General features: G+C 38.2%; 16 protein-coding genes. 11 read left to right on the plus strand and 5 right to left on the minus strand.

The annotated features are described in order from the left end of the window. The first annotated feature begins 4 nt into the window (after positions 1–4). A complete protein-coding gene (locus FHS59_RS06415; RefSeq protein WP_246388319.1) occupies positions 5–1,117 on the plus strand; it encodes a TlpA disulfide reductase family protein in 1,113 nt (370 codons plus the stop codon). Between the two features lie 287 nt (positions 1,118–1,404). Here the strand turns inward: FHS59_RS06415 and proC are convergent, their stop codons facing one another. Beyond that, positions 1,405–2,208, minus strand: a complete 804-nt coding sequence (gene proC / locus FHS59_RS06420) for a pyrroline-5-carboxylate reductase (RefSeq protein WP_184494094.1) — start codon at positions 2,206–2,208, stop codon at positions 1,405–1,407. A 183-nt stretch (positions 2,209–2,391) separates the two neighbouring features. Here proC and FHS59_RS06425 point away from each other — a divergent pair, with 183 nt between their 5' ends. The 6 genes from FHS59_RS06425 to rfbB all read left to right on the plus strand — a co-directional run bounded on the left by FHS59_RS06425 (position 2,392) and on the right by rfbB (position 7,662). Continuing rightward, entirely contained in the window at positions 2,392–2,808 is a 417-nt protein-coding gene (locus FHS59_RS06425; protein ID WP_184494096.1) for a hypothetical protein, read from the plus strand. A gap of 121 nt (positions 2,809–2,929) precedes the next feature. Then, positions 2,930–3,172, plus strand: coding sequence for a helix-turn-helix transcriptional regulator (locus FHS59_RS06430; protein WP_262890854.1), 243 nt, complete (start codon positions 2,930–2,932; stop codon positions 3,170–3,172). A 134-nt stretch (positions 3,173–3,306) separates the two neighbouring features. After that, on the plus strand, positions 3,307–4,251 hold the full coding sequence (locus FHS59_RS06435) for a hypothetical protein (protein ID WP_184494098.1): 945 nt from the start codon (positions 3,307–3,309) through the stop codon (positions 4,249–4,251). An 82-nt stretch (positions 4,252–4,333) separates the two neighbouring features. Continuing rightward, on the plus strand, positions 4,334–5,494 hold the full coding sequence (locus tag FHS59_RS06440) for a glycosyltransferase family 4 protein (RefSeq protein WP_184494100.1): 1,161 nt from the start codon (positions 4,334–4,336) through the stop codon (positions 5,492–5,494). 45 nt (positions 5,495–5,539) lie between these two features. Next, a complete protein-coding gene (locus FHS59_RS06445) occupies positions 5,540–6,592 on the plus strand; it encodes an NAD-dependent epimerase (protein WP_184494103.1) in 1,053 nt (350 codons plus the stop codon). A gap of 14 nt (positions 6,593–6,606) precedes the next feature. Next, positions 6,607–7,662, plus strand: a complete 1,056-nt coding sequence (gene rfbB, locus FHS59_RS06450) for a dTDP-glucose 4,6-dehydratase (protein WP_184494105.1) — start codon at positions 6,607–6,609, stop codon at positions 7,660–7,662. 134 nt (positions 7,663–7,796) lie between these two features. Here rfbB and FHS59_RS06455 read toward each other — a convergent pair whose 3' ends face one another. Beyond that, positions 7,797–10,931 carry a sialidase family protein gene (locus tag FHS59_RS06455; protein WP_184494107.1) on the minus strand — a complete coding sequence of 1,045 codons (3,135 nt, stop codon included), beginning with the start codon at positions 10,929–10,931 and terminating at the stop codon, positions 7,797–7,799. A gap of 172 nt (positions 10,932–11,103) precedes the next feature. Here FHS59_RS06455 and FHS59_RS06460 point away from each other — a divergent pair, with 172 nt between their 5' ends. Beyond that, a complete protein-coding gene (locus FHS59_RS06460) occupies positions 11,104–12,945 on the plus strand; it encodes a M1 family metallopeptidase (protein ID WP_184494109.1) in 1,842 nt (613 codons plus the stop codon). A 66-nt stretch (positions 12,946–13,011) separates the two neighbouring features. On the opposite strand, the gene FHS59_RS06465 is transcribed toward FHS59_RS06460, so the two are convergent. Together FHS59_RS06465 and FHS59_RS06470 are read right to left on the minus strand one after the other, a co-directional pair. Then, positions 13,012–13,188 (minus strand): histone H1, encoded by a 177-nt coding sequence (locus tag FHS59_RS06465; protein WP_184494111.1) that lies wholly within the window; start codon positions 13,186–13,188, stop codon positions 13,012–13,014. 103 nt (positions 13,189–13,291) lie between these two features. Next, a complete protein-coding gene (locus tag FHS59_RS06470; protein ID WP_184494113.1) occupies positions 13,292–14,542 on the minus strand; it encodes an aminotransferase class I/II-fold pyridoxal phosphate-dependent enzyme in 1,251 nt (416 codons plus the stop codon). 195 nt (positions 14,543–14,737) lie between these two features. Here FHS59_RS06470 and FHS59_RS06475 point away from each other — a divergent pair, with 195 nt between their 5' ends. The 3 genes from FHS59_RS06475 to FHS59_RS06485 are packed head-to-tail and all read left to right on the plus strand — an operon-like array spanning position 14,738 to position 18,108. Next, positions 14,738–16,237, plus strand: a complete 1,500-nt coding sequence (locus FHS59_RS06475) for an acetyl-CoA carboxylase biotin carboxylase subunit (RefSeq protein WP_184494115.1) — start codon at positions 14,738–14,740, stop codon at positions 16,235–16,237. Between the two features lies 1 nt (position 16,238). After that, entirely contained in the window at positions 16,239–17,537 is a 1,299-nt protein-coding gene (locus tag FHS59_RS06480; protein WP_184494117.1) for a DUF1015 domain-containing protein, read from the plus strand. Beyond that, on the plus strand, positions 17,518–18,108 hold the full coding sequence (locus FHS59_RS06485; RefSeq protein ID WP_184494119.1) for a Maf family nucleotide pyrophosphatase: 591 nt from the start codon (positions 17,518–17,520) through the stop codon (positions 18,106–18,108). Before FHS59_RS06480 ends, FHS59_RS06485 begins: the two co-directional genes overlap by 20 nt. 48 nt (positions 18,109–18,156) lie before the next feature. Here the strand turns inward: FHS59_RS06485 and FHS59_RS06490 are convergent, their stop codons facing one another. Beyond that, positions 18,157–19,476, minus strand: coding sequence for an efflux RND transporter periplasmic adaptor subunit (locus FHS59_RS06490; RefSeq protein WP_184494121.1), 1,320 nt, complete (start codon positions 19,474–19,476; stop codon positions 18,157–18,159).

The raw sequence follows: 19,476 nt of genomic DNA on the forward strand, positions 1-19,476 counted from the left end.
ACCAATGAAAATAAACCAGATGTTTGTTGCGCTTATTTTGAGTGTGGCATTATTTTCCTGCGGAAGCAATGAAGCTGAAAATGATGGAGAAGTAAAGCTTTCAGGCAAAATTGAAAATGCTCCTGAAGGTCTAGTCGTACTTTCTAAGTTTACAGAAAGCAGACCTGTGGTAGTTGATACTATCCAGTTGAACTCAGATGGATCTTTCGACTATAACGTGGAGGTCAGCACACCTACATTTTATGAGTTCAATTTATTCGATCAAAGATCAATCAGATTGGCTTTGCTTAAAGAAGATGTACAGGTTAATTATGATTTTTCTGATCCTGAAAGCCTGAAAATCACTGGCTCAAAAGACAGTCAAGAAATGCAGAAAATTGACATGTTGATCACTGATTATCAGAATAAAGTCAATGAGTTGAATGAGGCTTATTATGAAGCTATGAGCAACAATGACTCTGAGACTATCAAGAAAATTCAGGTAAATGCATTGACTCTTGAAGATGATCAGGCTAAGAAAGTGAAAGATGCGATCAATAGCATGGGCGATAGTTTTGCTTCACTGGCTGCGATCGGATTGTTGAATTCCAAAAATGAGTTTCAGTTTCTAGATAGTTTGGTGGGTAAATTGGATCAAATCTATCCAGAAACAAAAATGATCATCCAACTTAAGCAGCAATTGGATGAAATGAGAGCGCTTTCTATGGGACAGGTTGCACCAGAGATTTCACTTCCAAACCCAGAAGGTCAAACCGTTAACTTGTCAGATTTCAGAGGGAAATATGTGATGATCGATTTTTGGGCAGCTTGGTGTAAGCCTTGTCGTGAAGAAAATCCAAATGTGGTTAGATTATACAATCAATATAAAGATCAGGGCTTTGAAGTATTCGGAGTTTCCTTAGATAGAACACGAGAAGCTTGGGTGGATGCGATCTTTGAAGATGGGCTTGTGTGGACTCAAGTTTCTGACCTGAAGTATTTCAATTCTGAAGCTGCTGTGACTTATGATATCAATGCAATTCCTGCTACTTATTTGATTGATCCGGATGGTAAAATCATCGGTAAGGATTTAAGAGGTCCGAGTCTTGAAAGTAAACTGAAAGAAATATTTGAATAGGGTAAACCCACTTCAAAAAAAAATGCCTTCCGAGATTCTTGGAAGGCATTTTTTTTACTCATAAGTTTTAAAACAAAAGGAAGGAGGAAAAAATTACCAAACAGTCCTTCCTTGAAAAATCGCGTCAGTTAAAAAGGAATAGCAAAAGTTGTTTATCACCCGAGACAAAACTAGTAAAAAGATTTAAAAGAAAAACAAAAATTAAATTATTACTTTTTTAACTAATGTGATTAAATCGGGATTATAATTAACTATTCCTTGATTTTTAATTCATTTGGAAAATTCTGTCATTTTTTTTCAATTTTTTCAAAACTCGCAATCACTCCTCTTACCATGGCAGAACTAAATCCTTGATGCTCCATTTCGTTTAAACCAACAATGGTACAACCCTTTGGTGTGGTCACTTTATCAATTGCTTCTTCCGGGTGAATATTTTGTTGGATCATCAATTCTGCAGCGCCTTTTACAGTTTGGTTGACAATTCTGCTAGCAGTTTTTGAGTCAAAGCCAATTTGTATTCCACCTTGAATCATGGCTCTCATAAATCGCAGAACATAGGCAATTCCGCAAGCTCCTAAAACAGTGGATGCCTCCATCAATGACTCATCGATATCAATGGTAATTCCAATCGAATCAAACAGCTCTTTTACAATGGCTAATTGCTCCAAATTTGCACCTCTCTGACAAACACAAGTAATGGACTCCTGAATATCAGCTGCGATATTTGGCATCGCTCTAAAAGCGACAGTATCCTTGTCGATCACTTTATACATTTCATCCAAGGTAATCCCCGTGGCCAGGGAGATGATGACTTGCTTTTTGGGATCGAGAACTTCTTTGATTTCTTTTAAAATTGGATTGACATTATAGGGTTTTACCCCCAGAAGGATGATGTCAGCATATTTTGCTGCCATCAAATTGTCAGTATGGACGTGAGCACCTCTTGCTTCAAAGCCAGATAAACTGATCGTATTTCTTTTGGTCAGGGTTAGGTTTTTAGGGTCAAAGCTTTCTTTTTCTAGCAGTCCATTCGCGATAGAAGAACCTAAGTTGCCACAACCGATAATTGCAATTTTTTGAGTCGAAATCATAAGAAATCAAATAAATAAGAAGTTTGGATGCTTAAAGGTAAAGAAAAGGGCTGTTTTTCTACGGAAAATGAAATTTTCATCTCATGAAATCAATCAAATCGAAATTGATTTCATAAAATATTTGCAAAAATAATTTGACATTAAGTAAAGTTTGTTTTACATTTAGTAAAAAATATAGGACATATGAAAGAGAAATCAATTTTGCATGTGCCTTTACTTTCTCCAGCATGGAAGAAGGTGGCATTTTTGTTTTTTCCTTTACCTGTTGTTTTGGTAATCGGAATGGCATTGGTACAAATGAACATTAGTCCAGAAGAATCTGCTCAGATCATTTATGGGTTTTGGGCCATTGGATTCGGACTATTGAATTTGTCAAGGGAAAAAGAAGAAGATGAGATGATTAAATCATTTCGACTTCAGGCATTTCAAACTGGATTTTATTGGTTGATATGGGGGCTTGGAGCATTAATGTTGATCAATTATCTCCGATTTGGTAGAATTACATCGGAAATTTTTTCAGCCTATCTCGTGCTGTTTTTATTGAATGCTTACGTTTATGCGGCATTTCAATACCAGAAATATATGGCAACTAAAGACTGAAAGAAATCATGACACTCTCTAAAATTTTATTTCCAAATCATCTTTTCTTCAGGGCCGATTATTTGTCATTTATGTTTTTCACAATGTTTTCTTTAGCCATCCTGTTTGTTATCCGGTATCGATGGATGATGTTTCAGCAGCGAAAATCTTTGGGATTGGTTTTATGAAAAATACCATCAAAGTAGAACGAGCAAGACATAACCTGACACAGCAAGATTTGGCTGAAAAGGTTCAGGTTTCCCGCCAGACCATTAATAGTATCGAAGCGGGGAAATATGTCCCCTCAACAGTATTGGCATTAAAGATCTCCAAAGTCTTTGGAGTGGCTCTGGAGGAAATTTTTGAGTTGGAAGAAGGGGACTGACTTTAACTTCAAAAATAGATATTTCTTGAGGGTAAATTCTTGAAAAATTAATTAGCTACGATTAACTAATTTCTGAATAAATAAAGTGTAGTTTGTTTTTAGAATTAGCGTTAATGCGTGCTATTTGAAATTTTATGAAAAGAATAATACTTATAATGGTAAACCTGTTGCTGTTAAGTCAATTTAGTTTTGCACAGATTAATATGGAAGATTCTACTGTTCAAGTTATTGGATATTGGGATTTAGGAGAGGTCCGAACTTATTCAATGTTATTGGAAAATATTTCGATTAAAGGTGAAGACACCACCTTTTACGGAAAAACCTCCTATTTGGTAGATATGGAAATCATGGATTCTACTGAATTGGAATATACTGTTAAGTGGACTTATCGGGATTTAAAGAATTCTTTTGGAGAAGGGAATGAATCTCTCGAACTGGTAGCAAATAGAGCTAGAGATATTGAAGGTGGAGATGTAGTAATTTTTAAAACAAATAGCTATGGGGCATATAAAGAATTGGTAAACTGGGAGCAAATCCGGGACTATTATAAGAATGTTGAAGCTCAATTATTGGTAGATTTTGATACACTAGCTAACGTAAATCAACTAGTTAGCCAGATGTATGGCGGAATGGAATCTCAAGCCCAGGTTCAAAGTTCTAGTACAAAAGATGTGATTCAGTTTTTAAATTATCACGGAGCAAGATATCGTTTAAATGAAGAGTTGACAGGAACATTAAAATTTCCAAGCCTTAATGGTAAGGCTTTAATTGATGGGGAAATGTTTGTTGAATTAGAAGAAATTTTTGAAGAAGACAATGATTTTAGAATTGTATCTTTTGTGGAACTTAACACTGATCAATTAGTTACTCAAACTCGTGATATTCTTAAGACATTCTTGCCTGCAGCCTCAGAAGATGAAATAGATGAATTAATGAAACAGGCAGGAGAAATTACAAATACCAAGGAGGATGTAACTATTATGCATGGTTGGGGCTGGCCAATTTACTCTAAAGAAACTACCAGAAAGACTGGAAATGGATTAGTTAATTACGAAATCCGCACAATTGAAATTCTTTAAGCTTTCTTTGGAATACCATTTGCAGTTTTTAGGGCACGAAAGACTATAAAATCTTACCTTTGCCCCTTTACAACTATTTTTCATGACCAAGCTGATTCGAATTACCACTGTACCAATTTCCCTAAAACTGTTACTTGCCGGGCAAATGAAGTTTATGCAAGAGAAAGGGATGGAAGTGTTAATGGTAAGTAGTGATGGAAGAGAGGTTGCTCAAGTGCTTAAAAATGAAGGGGTAAGGCATGAGGTTATTCCTTTTACCAGAAAAATCACTCCCATTCAGGATTTAAAATGCCTTTGGGAATTATATCAACTTTTTAAGAAGGAACAACCGGATATTGTTCATACCCATACACCCAAAGCAGGGATTTTAGGAATGCTTGCAGCTAAACTAGCAGGCGTGAAAGTTCGGATTCATACCTTGGCTGGAATTCCCTATATGTCCGCAGATGGGGGAAAGAAAGGGCTATTGGAAAAGGTAGAGCGATATACTTATCACTATGCAACGGAGGTATGGCCTAATTCCCAAGGGCTTAAAAAGTTTGTTATAAAGGAAAATCTTGCTCCTGAAGAAAAGCTCCAAATCATTGGTAAAGGATCTTCAAATGGTGTTGATCTGGAAAAATTTAACAGAAATGCCCTAAAAGAAAATCATCTGGTAGCCGCTACGATGAGGATTTTGCCTGGAGAAAATGATTTTGTCATTTTATCTGTAGGTAGGCTGGTAAAAGATAAAGGAATTGAAGAATTGGTTTCTGCCTTTATCAATTCCAAGATAGAAAGTAAATCAAAGTTGGTTCTTTTGGGGAGCTTTGAACAGGATCTAAACCCTCTTGATCCAGAAACAATCCAGATAATTCGAGATCATCCTAGAATTGTTCAGATTGACTGGTCTGATCATGTCGCACATTACATGGCTTTGGCGGATGTATTGGTTCATCCCTCTCACAGAGAGGGATTTCCAAATGTTCTATTAGAAGCAGGAGCGATGCAATTACCGGTCATTTGTTCAGGAATAATTGGAAATACAGACATTATTACTCAGCAAAAAACAGGATTGATTTTTCCTGTAAAAGATGCCGCAGTTTTGAAAGAAGCAATGGAGTTTGCTTTTGTCAAACGTGATAAAATGGCCGAAATGGCAATGGCTCTGTATGAAGAAGTTGTAATGAATTATAATAGGCCAAAAATCCACCAGGAAATTTTTGAGAAATACCAAGCACTGTTAGGAGCGGTCAGTCCATAAGAATGACGTATATTTAAGCCATCATCACGAAATAAGAATCTTTTTATGAAATACCTGGTCACCGGAACAGCAGGATTTATAGGTTATCACGTTGCCAAAAAATTGTTGGAAAGAGGGGAAGAGGTAATAGGTTTGGATGTAATCAATGATTATTACGATATCAATCTCAAATATTCAAGATTGGCTTCTATGGGGATTGCAAAAGATGAAATAGAAACCAATCATCTCGTTCAGTCCACTGCCATTCAGAACTATCGTTTTATCAAATTAGACTTAGCTGAAAAAGAACCATTGATGGACTTATTCGCAAAGGAAAAATTTGATGTGGTGATTAATCTTGCGGCGCAGGCTGGAGTAAGGTATTCATTGACGCACCCTGAGGTGTATATTCAAAGTAACATCATTTCATTTCTGAATATTTTGGAGGCATGCCGCTTCCATCCGGTAAAGCATTTGGTTTATGCGTCCTCTAGTTCTGTTTATGGAGCTAATGAAAAACTACCGTTTTCTACTTCAGATTCTGTTGACCATCCAATCAGTCTATATGCAGCCTCCAAGAAGTCAAATGAATTGATGGCTCACACTTACAGTCATTTGTTTGGTATACCTACTACAGGTTTACGATTCTTTACTGTCTATGGGCCTTGGGGTAGGCCTGATATGGCTTTATTTTTATTTACAGAAGCCATCCTCAAAGGAGAGACGATTAAGGTTTTTAATCATGGTAAAATGAAACGTGATTTTACTTACATCGATGATATCGTGGAAGGGGTAATTCGTGTTGCGGATAGACCTGCCACACCTAATAAAGATTTTGATCCTCAGAATCCAGATCCTGGAAGTGGAAAAGCACCATTTAAAGTTTATAACATTGGTAATTCTTCTCCAGTACTTTTGATGGATTACATAAAGGCCATTGAGAAAGGTTTGGGCAAGGAAGCTAAAATGGACTTATTGCCCTTGCAACCGGGAGATGTTCCTGCTTCTCATGCAGATGTCACGGATTTAGTAAGAGATACTGGATACAAGCCAGAAACCAGCATTCAAGATGGGGTTAGCGCATTTACAAATTGGTACCTGGATTATTATAAAAAATAAGAAGTCAAAGATTTATGAAAAAATCAATTTTAATTACCGGAGGAGCTGGTTTTATTGGAAGTCATGTTGTAAAACTTTTTGTAGAAAAGTACCCTAGCTATAAAATTGTCAATTTGGATGCATTGACTTATGCCGGGAATCTTGAGAATTTGAAAGAAATAGAAGGGGGTGCGAATTATCATTTTGAGAAAGCAGATATTCAGGATGCAGCTTTGCTGGACGAAATTTTCCAAAAGCATCAAATTACAGATGTAATCCACTTGGCAGCAGAGTCTCATGTAGATCGATCCATTTCTGACCCTTTGGCATTTGTGAAAACGAATGTTTTTGGAACCGTAAATCTCCTGAATTCGGCAAAGAAAGCCTGGAGTGATGAATTAACTGATCATTTATTTTATCACGTTTCGACTGACGAAGTTTATGGTTCGCTTCATGACGGAGGATTTTTCGTGGAAACTACTCCATATGATCCGCAATCTCCTTATTCTGCTTCGAAGGCTTCATCTGATCATTTTGTAAAGGCTTACGCCAATACTTATGGAATGAAGACTGTTGTTTCTAATTGCAGTAATAATTATGGTCCGAATCATTTTCCTGAAAAGCTGATTCCTCTTTGTATTCACAATATTAAAAACAACAAGCCTTTGCCTGTTTATGGAAAAGGAGAAAATGTCAGAGATTGGTTGTTTGTAAAGGATCATGCCCGGGCTATTGATACGGTCTTTCATTCCGGAAAACCTGGAGAAACCTATAATATCGGTGGCTTCAATGAATGGAAAAATATTGATATCGTGAGATTGCTTTGTCAGAAGATGGATGAGAAATTGGGTCGTGAAAAAGGCACTTCTGAAAAACTCATCACTTTTGTGAAGGATAGAGCAGGTCATGATTTGCGATATGCAATTGACGCAACCAAAATCAAAGATGAATTAGGCTGGGAGCCAAGTCTTCAATTTGAAGAAGGAATTGAACTTACCATCGACTGGTACCTGACTAATCAAGATTGGTTAGATCATGTTACTTCCGGAGCATATCAGGATTACTATTCTGATTTGTATGGAAACCGATAGTTTTGACTTGAAATAATTAACGGAATGGCTTGGGAAGTTTCTCAAGCCATTTTAGTTTCTTTTCAAAACGACATTAAACAGAAAAAGCACCTGAAATTGATTCCAGGTGCTTTTGTCTCTTAATAAATCGAATTTTAATTATCTATTTCAGCGAATAGATCAATCTTGGTGCTTTTTACTTTTTCTTCAAAAGCCTTCCAGTCGCCATTCATGAAAGCATCAACTTTTGCCATTGCTTCTTCTGCGGCTTCTTTACCTTGCTCATATAGTTGCTCTTCGGTAGCTCCTGGAGCAGCATAAGATGAACCTACATAACTTCTTGGAGCAAAAACCTTATTCATGGTAGTAGGATAGAGGTTTCTTACAATTCCCTGACCTTCTAGAGTTGGTCCATTCCAGGCTTCTCGGGTTGTGTCAAGCTTTTTCTTGATGTCTTTTGCTGCTTTAGCCAATTCTTTTGCTTCTTCAGTATCCACATCCTTAGTCAAAGTCATCACTTTATCGATCACTTTTTGAGCCTCATCCAGTTTTTTGGTGGATTCTGATACTTCTTTGGAAAGTGCTTCCAATTTCTTCAAGAATTCATCTTTCGCCTTCAAATCAGCCATATTTACCTGAATTCTAGGATCGGAGAATACATTGATTGTGGTTTCTGATTTTTCATCGCCATATGCAAAAACCACCTTGTATTTTCCTGGCAATGCATCACCGCCTGAAGGTTCGAAGAATCCTGATCTATTTCCGCCTCTTCCTCTAAAACCTCCGGTATTTTCTACAGAAGACTTTCTGTCAAGATTCCAAGTGATTCTATTTACCCCTTTGGTAGGAACAGTTTTCAAAGTTCTGATCTGCTCCCCCTGTTGGTTGAAAATGCTTACGGTAACCGTATCCAATTTCTCTTTGTCATCATTCAAAATGAAGCTTAATCTGCCCCCTGTTTCTCTATTTTCTCCTGCGAAAATCCCATCTGCAGGGAATCTTTCACCAACAGGCTGTTGAATTTCGGCCTGATAAGCATCAGGTGCAGGAACTGCAGTAATTTTAGCATCTGGTTGTTTTCCTCCCTTTGCAGCAAATACCCTTAAAGGACGGATATCATCTAGCACATAGAATGCTCGGCCAAAGGTTCCTATTACCAAATCTGCTTCTCTTTCCTGAATAGTCATATCGTAAGTAGATACAGCTTTAGGATAGCCATGTTCCCACTTATTCCATGTTTTTGCTTTGTCAAAACTTACATAAAGTCCAAATTCAGTTCCTAGGAAAACCAAGTTTGGTTCTACAGGATCCTGCTTAATAGAAAGCGTATAACCCCAAACTTTAGAATCATCAACAATTCTAGTAAAGCTTCCTCCACCATTGGAAGTGTGAAAAGCATAAGCAGAGAAATCGTTGTTTCTGTAATTGTTTGCGATCACCCAAGCCTCGTTAGCATCGTAAGTGGAAGCCTGAATCTGAGCAATCCAAGAAGCTTTTGGTAGGCCCGTCAGCTTACCAACTACATTTGTCCAGCTCTCGCCGCCATCTTTAGTAACTTGGACATTTCCATCATCTGTTCCCACCCAGATTACATTTGGATCCACTGGACTAGGAGCGATAGCTATAATCGTTGTATGATTTTCTGCACCCGTGATGTCAAAAGTCAAACCGCCTGTTTGCTGCTGTCTTTGTTTGGTAGAGTCGTTGGTAGTTAAGTCAGGAGAGATGATTTCCCAAGTGTCACCGCTATCAGTCGATTTATGAAGAAACTGGGAACCGTAGTAAACAGTGTTTGGATCATGTGGATCTTGGGCGATGGCAGCATTCCAGTTAAATCTCAAAAAGACATCCTTATCTGGATGAGTAGGTCTGATCGTTTTATTGTGACCAGTTTTCTTATCAAATCTGGAAACATTTCCAGCTTGGGACATGGTATATCCAAATCTAGAATCAGCTGGATGAGAAACTACGTCAAAGCCATCTCCAAAGGAAACTTCCTGCCAATAGCTATTTCTGATACCATCTCTTCTCCAAACATATGCTGGTCCTGTCCAGGAGCCGTTGTCCTGCATTCCACCATAAATATTGTATGGAATTTCATTGTCTACATTGACATGATAGAACTGACCCACAGGTAAGTTGTCTGCGAAAAACCATGTTTTTCCTCCATCTCTTGAAATATTCAGACCACCATCATTTCCATCCATTAACAATTTTGGATCATTTGGATTGATGTACCAAGCATGATGATCTGGGTGTACTCCCTGATATTGAAGTAATTGTGTGAAAGATTTCCCTCCATCTTCTGTAATACCAACTCTTGAATAGAGGGTGTAAAGTCTGTTTTCATTTTTTGGATCCGCATGGATGTCAAAATAATAGAATGGACGATCACCAATAGAGCCATCAGAATTAATCATGCTAAAGTTCTGTCCACCATCTTCGGAAACATAAAGTGCATTTTTGGAGGATTCTACCAAAGCGTAGATTTTGCTGCTATTTGCAGCAGAAATTGCCAATCCCATTCTACCTAAATCACCTTTTGGTAGACCATTGGTTTCATCAAGTTTTTTCCAGTTATCGCCGCCATCATGAGTGACATAAAGGCCAGAGGAAGGTCCACCTGACTCGAAAAAGTATGGATATCTGCGATGTTGCCACATATTGACAAAAATCTTATTTGGGTTATTTGGATCCATGATCATCTCTCCAACCCCAGTTTTCTCATCGATGTATAAGATTTTGTCCCAGGTCTTTCCACCATCTGTAGTTCTGTACAATCCACGCTCTTCCTGCTCACCCCAAGGAGAACCAATTGCTCCGACATATACTGTGTTTGGGTCATCCGGGTGAACGATGATTCTGTGAATCGCTCTTGTTTTTTCCAGACCCATCAATTCCCATGTAGCACCAGCATCCATAGATCTGTAAACTCCATAGCCTAAATTCAATGAGTTTCTAGGATTTCCTTCTCCAGTTCCAACCCAAATAATGTTTGGGTTTTTCTGATAAATGGAAATGGAACCGATAGAATGTACTTTTTCATTGTCAAAAATCGGTTTCCAGTTGATACCTCCAGAAGTTGATTTCCAAAGTCCTCCTGAGGCAGAACCCGCATAAATTATGGATGGATTATCATCCACAGCATCGATGGCTGTAATCCTTCCGCTCATTGCTGCAGGACCAATACTTCTAGCTTTCATTGGTTTGAATAAACCCATGTCCACCTGTTGTGCATTGGATCCGAAACTCAGCAAAATTGCCAAAGTCAGAATGTAGATTTTTTTCATGTTCGCTTTTTTGGTTTATAATCTTATTCAATAAAGCAAAAAGAAGAATATTCTGAATGGAAAATTGGATGATTGGTAAGGCGAGTGGATGGAGATTGGGTAACTAATTTTTTACAGGTGGTTTGCCGTAGGCATGCAATTTGATTTTCTTTGCAGAAAAAAAAATATTCCTATGCATAACATTTTGAATAAGCCTATGTTAGGGCTTTTTCTTTTTGTAATCACCGGAGCTTCGCTAAATGCCCAAACAGGTAGATTTCAGCAAGCGGCAGATTACAAAATGGAAGTGGAAATGAATGTCACTTCTAATCAATATTCAGGAACCCAAGTATTAAAGTACACAAACAATTCACCTGATACCCTTTACAAGGTCTTCTATCATCTTTATTACAATGCTTTCCAGCCTGGAAGTATGATGGATGAAAGATCTCGATCTATTTCTGATCCTGACAGAAGAGTGGGAGATAGAATCAATGCATTGAAACCTGATGAGGTTGGCTATTTGCATGTCAATGAGTTGACCATGGATGGTATGAAGGTAGATTTTGAAGAAGTGGAAACAATTCTAGAAGTCACTTTACCTAAGCCAATTCTTCCAAATTCTGAAGTTGAATTTAACATGTCTTTTATGGGACAAGTACCGATTCAGATCAGAAGATCAGGAAGAGATAGCAGTGAGGGTGTTCGATATTCCATGTCTCAGTGGTATCCTAAAATGGCTGAATATGACGAGCAAGGTTGGCATTCCAATCCTTACATAGGTCGTGAGTTTTATGGTATTTGGGGAGATTTTGATGTGAAAATCACTATCGATAAGTCCTACACAATTGGTGGTACTGGTTACCTTCAAAACCCAAATGAAATCGGTCACGGGTACGAAGATGCAGGTGTAAAAGTGCCAAAAGTAGATGGAAATACGCTGACTTGGCATTTCAAGGCTCCAATGGTTCATGACTTCATGTGGGCTGCGGATCCTAAATACCGTCATGAAAAAGTAGAAATGGAAAATGGTATCACTGTACACCATTTGTTTATTCCAGATCCGGAGACAACTGAAAACTGGGAAAAGCTTAAGGAATATACTCCTAAAGCTATTGAGTTTATGTCTGAGCATTTTGGACAATATCCTTACAAGCAGTTCTCTGTGATCCAAGGTGGAGACGGTGGAATGGAATATCCAATGTCTACTTTAGTAACAGGTGGCCGAAATCTAAGAGGACTGGTAGGAGTAATGGCACATGAATTAGCACATAGTTGGTACCAGGGAGTGTTAGCAACAAATGAGGCCCTTTACCCATGGATGGATGAAGGTTTTACTTCTTATGCTTCTGCTTTAACCATGTCTGCTATTTACCAGCCTTCTGATGCGCCCTTGAGAAATTCTTACATGGGTTATTACAGATTGGTGAAAAGTGGATTGGAAGAGCCTATGAGCACGCATTCTGATCATTACCATACTAATTCAGCTTATAGTTCTGCAGCTTATAGCAAAGGAGCAGTTTTCATGGCTCAGATGGGATATATCATAGGAGAAGAAGCCAGAGATCAAGGACTTCATCGTTATTGGGATACTTGGAAATTCAAGCATCCAAATGTCAATGACGTGATCCGTGTGATGGAAAAAGAAAGTGGTTTAGAATTAGACTGGTATAAGGAATACTTTGTGTATACTACCAAAACCATCGATTATGGAATTAAGGCTGTAAATCCACAGGGAGATCAGACGGAAATTATCTTGGAAAGAATTGGTTTGATGCCAATGCCTATTGATTTGGTGATTACTTATAAGGATGGGTCACAAGAGATGGTGTATTTGCCACTTGCGATTATGAGAGGTGAGAAAGCTCCTGAAAAAGGTGCTCCAGCCAGAATAATCAGTGAAGACTGGCCTTGGACTAATCTGACGAAATCTATCAGAATTGATAAAAAGAAAGATTCAATTAAATCTATTGAAATCGATCCAAGCAAAAGATTGGCTGACATAGAGCAGGAAAATAATAAGGTGGAGTTTTAATACTCCACTTTTAAAATTGAGCAATAAAAAAGGTGATCATTTGATCACCTTTTTTTATTTCTTTGCTTAACCTGCGTTTTTCATGTCCTGAACTTCCTTACGGATATCCTGTGCCATGTTTTTAAGGTCTTGCATACCTTTTCTGACTCTTGTTCCGGCAGCTTGGTTGCCTTTTTCGTAGAATTTTTCAAAATCGGCTTCTAAGCCACTTACAAGATCTTTAACTTCACTAAATCTGCTCATAGTAAAAGTGATTATTGTTTAGGTTGATGATAAGTTTATTGTGTTCAATATAGCCTAAATACTTGCCAAATCAATCAGGAGGCCATTTTTTTTGAATTTTTTTTTATTCACCAAAAGAAATTGCCAACTCTGAGTTTTTATAAATTCCAGAAGTTAGTTTTTCTTTGATCGCAGCAAAAGCAGTCAATGTCTCATTTACATCCTCTAAAGAATGAACTGCTGTAGGAATCAATCTCAAGATAATCATTCCTTTAGGTACAACAGGATAAATCACTACAGAACAGAAGATTCCGTAATTTTCTCTCAGGTCATGTGACAATGCAGCAGCTTCGCCTACTGTTCCGTTAAGAACTACAGGCGTTACAGGTGAATTGGCTTTTCCAGTGCTGAATCCATTTTTATGAAGACCGTCTCTCAACGCATTCACTACTTTCCACAAATTGTCTTTTAGATCAGGCTGTGTTTTAAGCAATTCCAATCTTTTCAAAGCACCTTCCACTAAAAGCATTGGGAGAGATTTAGCGAAAATCTGAGAACGCATATTAAATCTCAAGTAATGAATTACTTTTTCCTGTCCAGCGATAAATGCTCCGATTGAAGCCATGGATTTTGCAAAAGTGGAGAAGTACAAATCCACTTCGTCGATTACTCCTTGCTCTTCATGTGTTCCAGCTCCGGTCTTTCCCATAGTACCAAAACCATGAGCATCATCCACCAAAAGACGGAATTCAAACTTTTTCTTCAGTTCACAGATATCTTTTAGTCTTCCCTGATCACCGGTCATTCCAAATACACCTTCTGTAATCAATAAGATCCCGCCTCCGGTTTCTGCAGCAAGTTTGGTTGCTCTTTCCAATTGCTTTTCACAGTTGTCAATATCATTATGTGGGAAAACATATCTCTTACCCATATGCATTCTCAGTGCATCGATAATACACGCATGGCATTCTGAATCATACACCACTACGTCTTTTCTATCCAATAAGGAATCAATCACAGACATGATGCCTTGATATCCGTAGTTTAGTAAATAGGCTTTCTCTTTTCCAACAAAAGCAGCTAGTTCATCTTCAAGTTTCTCATGAAGGTTAGTTTGACCTGACATCATTCTAGCGCCCATCGGATAGGCAGCTCCCCATTTTGCAGCTGCTTCGGCATCTGCCTTACGAACTTCGGGATGATTGGCAAGTCCCAAATAGTTATTTAAACTCCAGGTCAAAACTTCTTTTCCCTGAAACATCATTCTTGGAGCAATTTCCCCTTCCAATTTTGGGAACATAAAATACCCATCTGAAAACTTAGAATGTTTGCCCAAAGGGCCCATGTTCGTTTTTAACTTAGCAAATAGATCCAAAGTGATTTTTTATTTTAGGTGTGTCCTTATACAATTAAGAAATTATGATCTTTTCATCAAAAATCCGTCAAAAATAAAACTTTAATGCCGTCTAAGCAAAAAACGATTTTCGTTTACACGCTTTCTTAACATAACTCAGATAATTTTCCTTATTTCGTCTTTAGCCCAAATAGAACTTTAGTAAACATTAGAACCATGCCCAAAATCAAAAAACTTTTAGTTGCAAACCGAGGAGAAATTAGTTTGCGGATCATGCGAACAGCCAAAGAGATGGGAATCAAGACTGTAGCGGTTTTCAGTGAAGCTGATAGACTTTCGCCTCATGTGAAATTTGCAGATGAAGCTGTTTGTTTAGGTCCTCCGGCTTCCTCTGAGTCTTATCTTTTAGGAGAAAAAATTATTGAAGTCTGTAAAAAATTAAATGTTGATGCAATTCATCCTGGATATGGATTTTTGTCAGAAAATGCAGCATTTGCCAAAAAAGTCTCTGATGCAGGATTAATTTTTGTCGGGCCATCTCCTGAATCCATTGAGGTGATGGGAAGTAAACTGGCTGCAAAACAAGCTGTCGGAAAATACAATATTCCATTGGTACCTGGAACTGAAGAAGCGATTTCAGATATCCCAGCCGCAAAGAAAATAGCCTCGGAAATAGGCTATCCAATTTTAATCAAAGCCAGTGCTGGTGGGGGAGGAAAAGGAATGAGGATAGTGGAAAATGAATCAGAATTTGAGGAGCAGATGAATCGTGCGATTTCAGAAGCAGTTTCCGCTTTTGGAGATGGAGCAGTTTTCATTGAAAAATACATTACCTCTCCAAGACACATAGAAATTCAAGTTTTAGGAGACCAACTAGGAAATGTGGTCTATTTATTCGAAAGGGAATGCTCGATTCAGAGAAGACACCAAAAAGTGATTGAGGAAGCTCCTTCTTCTGTAGTTAGCCCTGAAATGAGAAAGGCCATGGGGGAAGCTGCCGTAGGAGTGGCGAAAGCTTGTGATTATTATGGTGCGGGTACGGTGGAATTCATCGTTGATGAAGGCTTGAATTTTTATTTTCTGGAGATGAATACCAGACTTCAAGTGGAACATCCTGTGACAGAAATGATTACAGGAAAAGACTTGGTGAAAGAACAAATTTTAATAGCGGAAGGAAATCCACTTTCCTTTACCCAAGATGATTTGAGCATCAATGGACACTCAATTGAAGTAAGGGTTTACGCAGAAGATCCTAGAAATAATTTCTTGCCGGACATAGGTACATTGGAAACCTATATTAGACCACAGGGACCAGGGATTCGGGTTGATGATGGGTTTGAAGAAGGAATGAAAATTCCGATTTATTATGATCCGATGATAGCCAAGTTGGTCTCTCATGCCGAAACCCGAGAAGCCGCTATTTATCGAATGATTCGGGCAATCGAAGATTATCAGATTACGGGAATTCAGACAACATTGGGTTTCTGTAAATTTGCTTTGCAGCATGAGGCTTTTGTGTCAGGTAATTTCGATACCAAATTTGTAGACAGATATTTTAAACCTGAAGTACTTGATCCGGTTTTTGATCAGGAGGAGAAAGAAGTTTTAGCTGCATTGGCGGTCAACTTTTTTGAAAAATTGACTTCGAAAAAATCTCAAAAAGCCGAATCAAAATCAGAAGGTAAATCCTCGGCTTGGATGAAAAGGTTGAATTAAAATGGCAGAAATTCTACCTATTAAAGCATGGCTCTATAATGATACCCTGAAAAGTAAAATTGAGGAGTTAACAGCACCTTTATTTGATGTGGTTTCTTCGCGCCAAAGAGAACTTCTTTATCAGAACCCGTTAAACAGCATTCATCTATCCGTTCCGAGTGGTCCAAATCCTGTCCAAAAAGCTTTAGAGACCTTAGAACAATGGAAAAGTGAACAGGTGATCCTACAGGATGAAAAGCCGGGTATTTATGTTTATTATCAATTTTTCAGATTGCCTGGTGAACATGATTTTAGGTGTAGAAAAGGGTTCATTGCCCAGATTAAAGCCTATGATTGGTCGGAGAAGAAAATTCTCAGACATGAAAATACAATCGTGCATGCTGTAAATGATCGGATTGATTTATTGAAAACCACCCAGATTCAGGCGAGTCCTACCCATGGACTTTATGAAGACCCTGAAAACAGACTGGAAAAGTATATGGATGAGGCCATGCAGAACCCTATTTACGAATTGGAAGATTACCAAGGAGTCAAAGAGGTGCTTGGACTGATTCAGGATCCTGAGATTATTACTGAGTTTTTAGAAGTGCTTAAGGACAAAACTGTGATTTTGGCAGATGGACATCATCGACTCGAAGGAGCAATTCAGTATAGAAAAGAAATGAATGGAGCTTTGCCAGAGGCAAAGTGGAAAGGTTTTGACTACCACCTGATGTATTTGACCAATACCAATGGCAATCATTTAAAGATTTTGCCTACACACAGGATATTTAAAAACCTGGCGATGGGAGAGCAGGAGTTTTTAAGTGAGTTGAAAAAATGGTTTGAAGTCAAGAAGTTTCATGATCAGGAGGAGTTGGGGATTTATGCCTTTCACAAGCCATGGTCCTATGGATTGCTAATCGGGGAGGAGAGTTATTTACTGGAATTGAAACCGGAGAAGTTTGATTTGATTCCTTCAAACTATCCTGAGATTATCAAAAAGCTTGATTTAGCAGTCCTACACGCGTTGGTTTTTGATCAGATCTTAGGGATACCTTTAGAAGAACAAAGGAGTTCTGAGAATATCAGTTACGAAAGAAATTTTTCCAGATGTATTCACGAAGTACAATCTGGAAAAGCTAGCTTTGCAATCATTACTCGTGAGCTGGAGCTTTCCCAAGTTTTGGAAGTATGTAGATCAGGGTATGTAATGCCTCAGAAATCCACCTATTTTTACCCAAAAGCGTTAGGAGGTTTGCTCTTTGCAAGCATTAAACAAGAAGAATTTGAATTCGATTATGGAGCCTTTTTTAAATAAATTAAAAGATAAAAAAATCATTCTCGCCTCCAATTCTCCAAGGAGACAGGAATTATTGAAAGGCCTCGAAGTAGAATTTGAAATTCGTACCAACTCAGTAGATGAGCGAGTTCCGGATGACATGAAACCTGAGTTTGTTGCTGCCTATTTAAGCAAGTTAAAAGCCGATTCTTTTGCTGATGAACTTAAGGAAAATGAAATTTTGATTACTTCAGATACTGTAGTCATCGAAAATGGACATGTTTTGGGAAAGCCAAAAACAGAAGATGAGGCATTTGATATGCTGAAGAGTCTCTCTGGTGCTACCCACAGTGTGATGACGGCAGTAACATTTAAAGATTATAAGCGTCAACTGACGGTTGAAGATGAAACCAAAGTAACTTTTCGGTTTTTGGAGGAGGATGAAATTTGGCACTATATCAAAACGTATCAACCATTTGATAAAGCCGGAGCATATGGAATTCAAGAATGGATAGGATATGTCGGAGTTACAAAAATGGAAGGGTCTTATTTTAATGTGATGGGTTTTCCGCTCCATTTGATTTACGAACAGCTGAAAAAATGGCAATAAAAAAACTCCCGAGTGATCGGGAGTTTTTTTTTATTAGGCTTAAAAGGATTAGTTACTTGTTGCCACAACTCCTGGTTTTGGAGCGTCCATTTTCACTACATTGTCTCCTTCTTTTAATTGCTTGCTGACTACAAAATAAGGACCGGAGATGATTTCTTCACCTTGAGTAATTCCTTCTAAAACTTCTATGTTTTCGAAATCTGAAATTCCGGTTTTAATTTCCTTCAATTTTGCTACTCCATTTTCACTGACGAAAACAAGTTCTTTTGATTTCGTAGTACCGCCAACCAAAGTATCTAATTTATTATCTCTGGTAGTTACAGCTGATAAAGGAACGGAAAGTACATTGTCTTTGGAAGTAGTAATGATTTCTACAGATGCCGTCATGCCAGGTCTGAAAGGGTATTTAGTGCCTTCAGCTACCAAGTCATCATAAGAACTATTCAGAATTCTGATTTTCACTTTGAATTCAGTCACTGCATCAGCAGAAGCTTTTGTGTTAGCTGTATTAGCAATACTGGTTACGATACCTTTGAATTTCTTGCCAGTAGAAGAGTAGGAGTCTACATCGATGATGGTAGTGTCACCCATGCTCAATCGGATGATGTCATTTTCATTCACATCCACTCTTACTTCCATTTTAGATAGATCTGCGATAGTCAGCATCTCTGTACCTGCCATCTGCGCAGTTCCAACCACACGTTCACCTTTCTCAACCAGTAGGTTTGAAACAATTCCACTTACCGGAGAATAAACATTAGTCAATCTTAGGTTTTCAGCTGCTTCATTTACGGTTGCCTGAGAACTTTTTACCACAAATTCTGATGCAACTACGCTTTGCTTGGCTGCTTCCAAATCTTTTTGAGCAGTTACAAAGTTAGCTTGTGCTGTTTCGAAATCTGCTTCGGAAATAGCCTTCTGCTCATACAATGTTTTCTGTCTGTTATAATTCAATTCAGCTTGAGTGAATTGGGCTTCAGAACGCTGCAGTGCGGCTTTAGCCTGAGAAAGGTTAGCAATCTGCTGATTTAAATTAGCTTTAGATCGATCCAATGCAGATATAAAATTGTCAGGACGGATTTTAACCAAAAGATTTCCTTCGGATACTGAATCACCTTCGACGACATTTAATTCTATGATCTCACCAGCTACGTCAGGAGAAAGTTTTACTTCCACCTCTGGTTGAATTTCGCCAGAAGCACTTACTTTTTCGATGATCGTGGTTCTTTCTGCTTTCGCAAATTCAACTCCTATTTCCTTTGCTCCTCCAACCCATCCGGCAGCTCGGCCGATGATCGCAAAAACAATAATTAATCCTACCGCTCCGAGTAGGTAATACAAAAGCTTGTTCGACTTCTTATTAGCCAT

Source organism: Algoriphagus iocasae (assembly GCF_014206875.1).
GTDB lineage: Bacteria > Bacteroidota > Bacteroidia > Cytophagales > Cyclobacteriaceae > Algoriphagus > Algoriphagus iocasae.

Excerpts from the sequence above, each read along its gene's own strand:
- FHS59_RS06415 (WP_246388319.1), top strand. The coding sequence starts at position 5 with ATGAAAATAAACCAGATGTTTGTTGCGCTTATTTTGAGTGTGGCATTA.
- proC (WP_184494094.1), bottom strand. The coding sequence starts at position 2,208 with ATGATTTCGACTCAAAAAATTGCAATTATCGGTTGTGGCAACTTAGGT.
- FHS59_RS06425 (WP_184494096.1), top strand. The coding sequence starts at position 2,392 with ATGAAAGAGAAATCAATTTTGCATGTGCCTTTACTTTCTCCAGCATGG.
- FHS59_RS06430 (WP_262890854.1), top strand. The coding sequence starts at position 2,930 with ATGGATGATGTTTCAGCAGCGAAAATCTTTGGGATTGGTTTTATGAAA.
- FHS59_RS06435 (WP_184494098.1), top strand. The coding sequence starts at position 3,307 with ATGAAAAGAATAATACTTATAATGGTAAACCTGTTGCTGTTAAGTCAA.
- FHS59_RS06440 (WP_184494100.1), top strand. The coding sequence starts at position 4,334 with ATGACCAAGCTGATTCGAATTACCACTGTACCAATTTCCCTAAAACTG.
- FHS59_RS06445 (WP_184494103.1), top strand. The coding sequence starts at position 5,540 with ATGAAATACCTGGTCACCGGAACAGCAGGATTTATAGGTTATCACGTT.
- rfbB (WP_184494105.1), top strand. The coding sequence starts at position 6,607 with ATGAAAAAATCAATTTTAATTACCGGAGGAGCTGGTTTTATTGGAAGT.
- FHS59_RS06455 (WP_184494107.1), bottom strand. The coding sequence starts at position 10,931 with ATGAAAAAAATCTACATTCTGACTTTGGCAATTTTGCTGAGTTTCGGA.
- FHS59_RS06460 (WP_184494109.1), top strand. The coding sequence starts at position 11,104 with ATGCATAACATTTTGAATAAGCCTATGTTAGGGCTTTTTCTTTTTGTA.
- FHS59_RS06465 (WP_184494111.1), bottom strand. The coding sequence starts at position 13,188 with ATGAGCAGATTTAGTGAAGTTAAAGATCTTGTAAGTGGCTTAGAAGCC.
- FHS59_RS06475 (WP_184494115.1), top strand. The coding sequence starts at position 14,738 with ATGCCCAAAATCAAAAAACTTTTAGTTGCAAACCGAGGAGAAATTAGT.
- FHS59_RS06480 (WP_184494117.1), top strand. The coding sequence starts at position 16,239 with ATGGCAGAAATTCTACCTATTAAAGCATGGCTCTATAATGATACCCTG.
- FHS59_RS06485 (WP_184494119.1), top strand. The coding sequence starts at position 17,518 with ATGGAGCCTTTTTTAAATAAATTAAAAGATAAAAAAATCATTCTCGCC.
- FHS59_RS06490 (WP_184494121.1), bottom strand. The coding sequence starts at position 19,476 with ATGGCTAATAAGAAGTCGAACAAGCTTTTGTATTACCTACTCGGAGCG.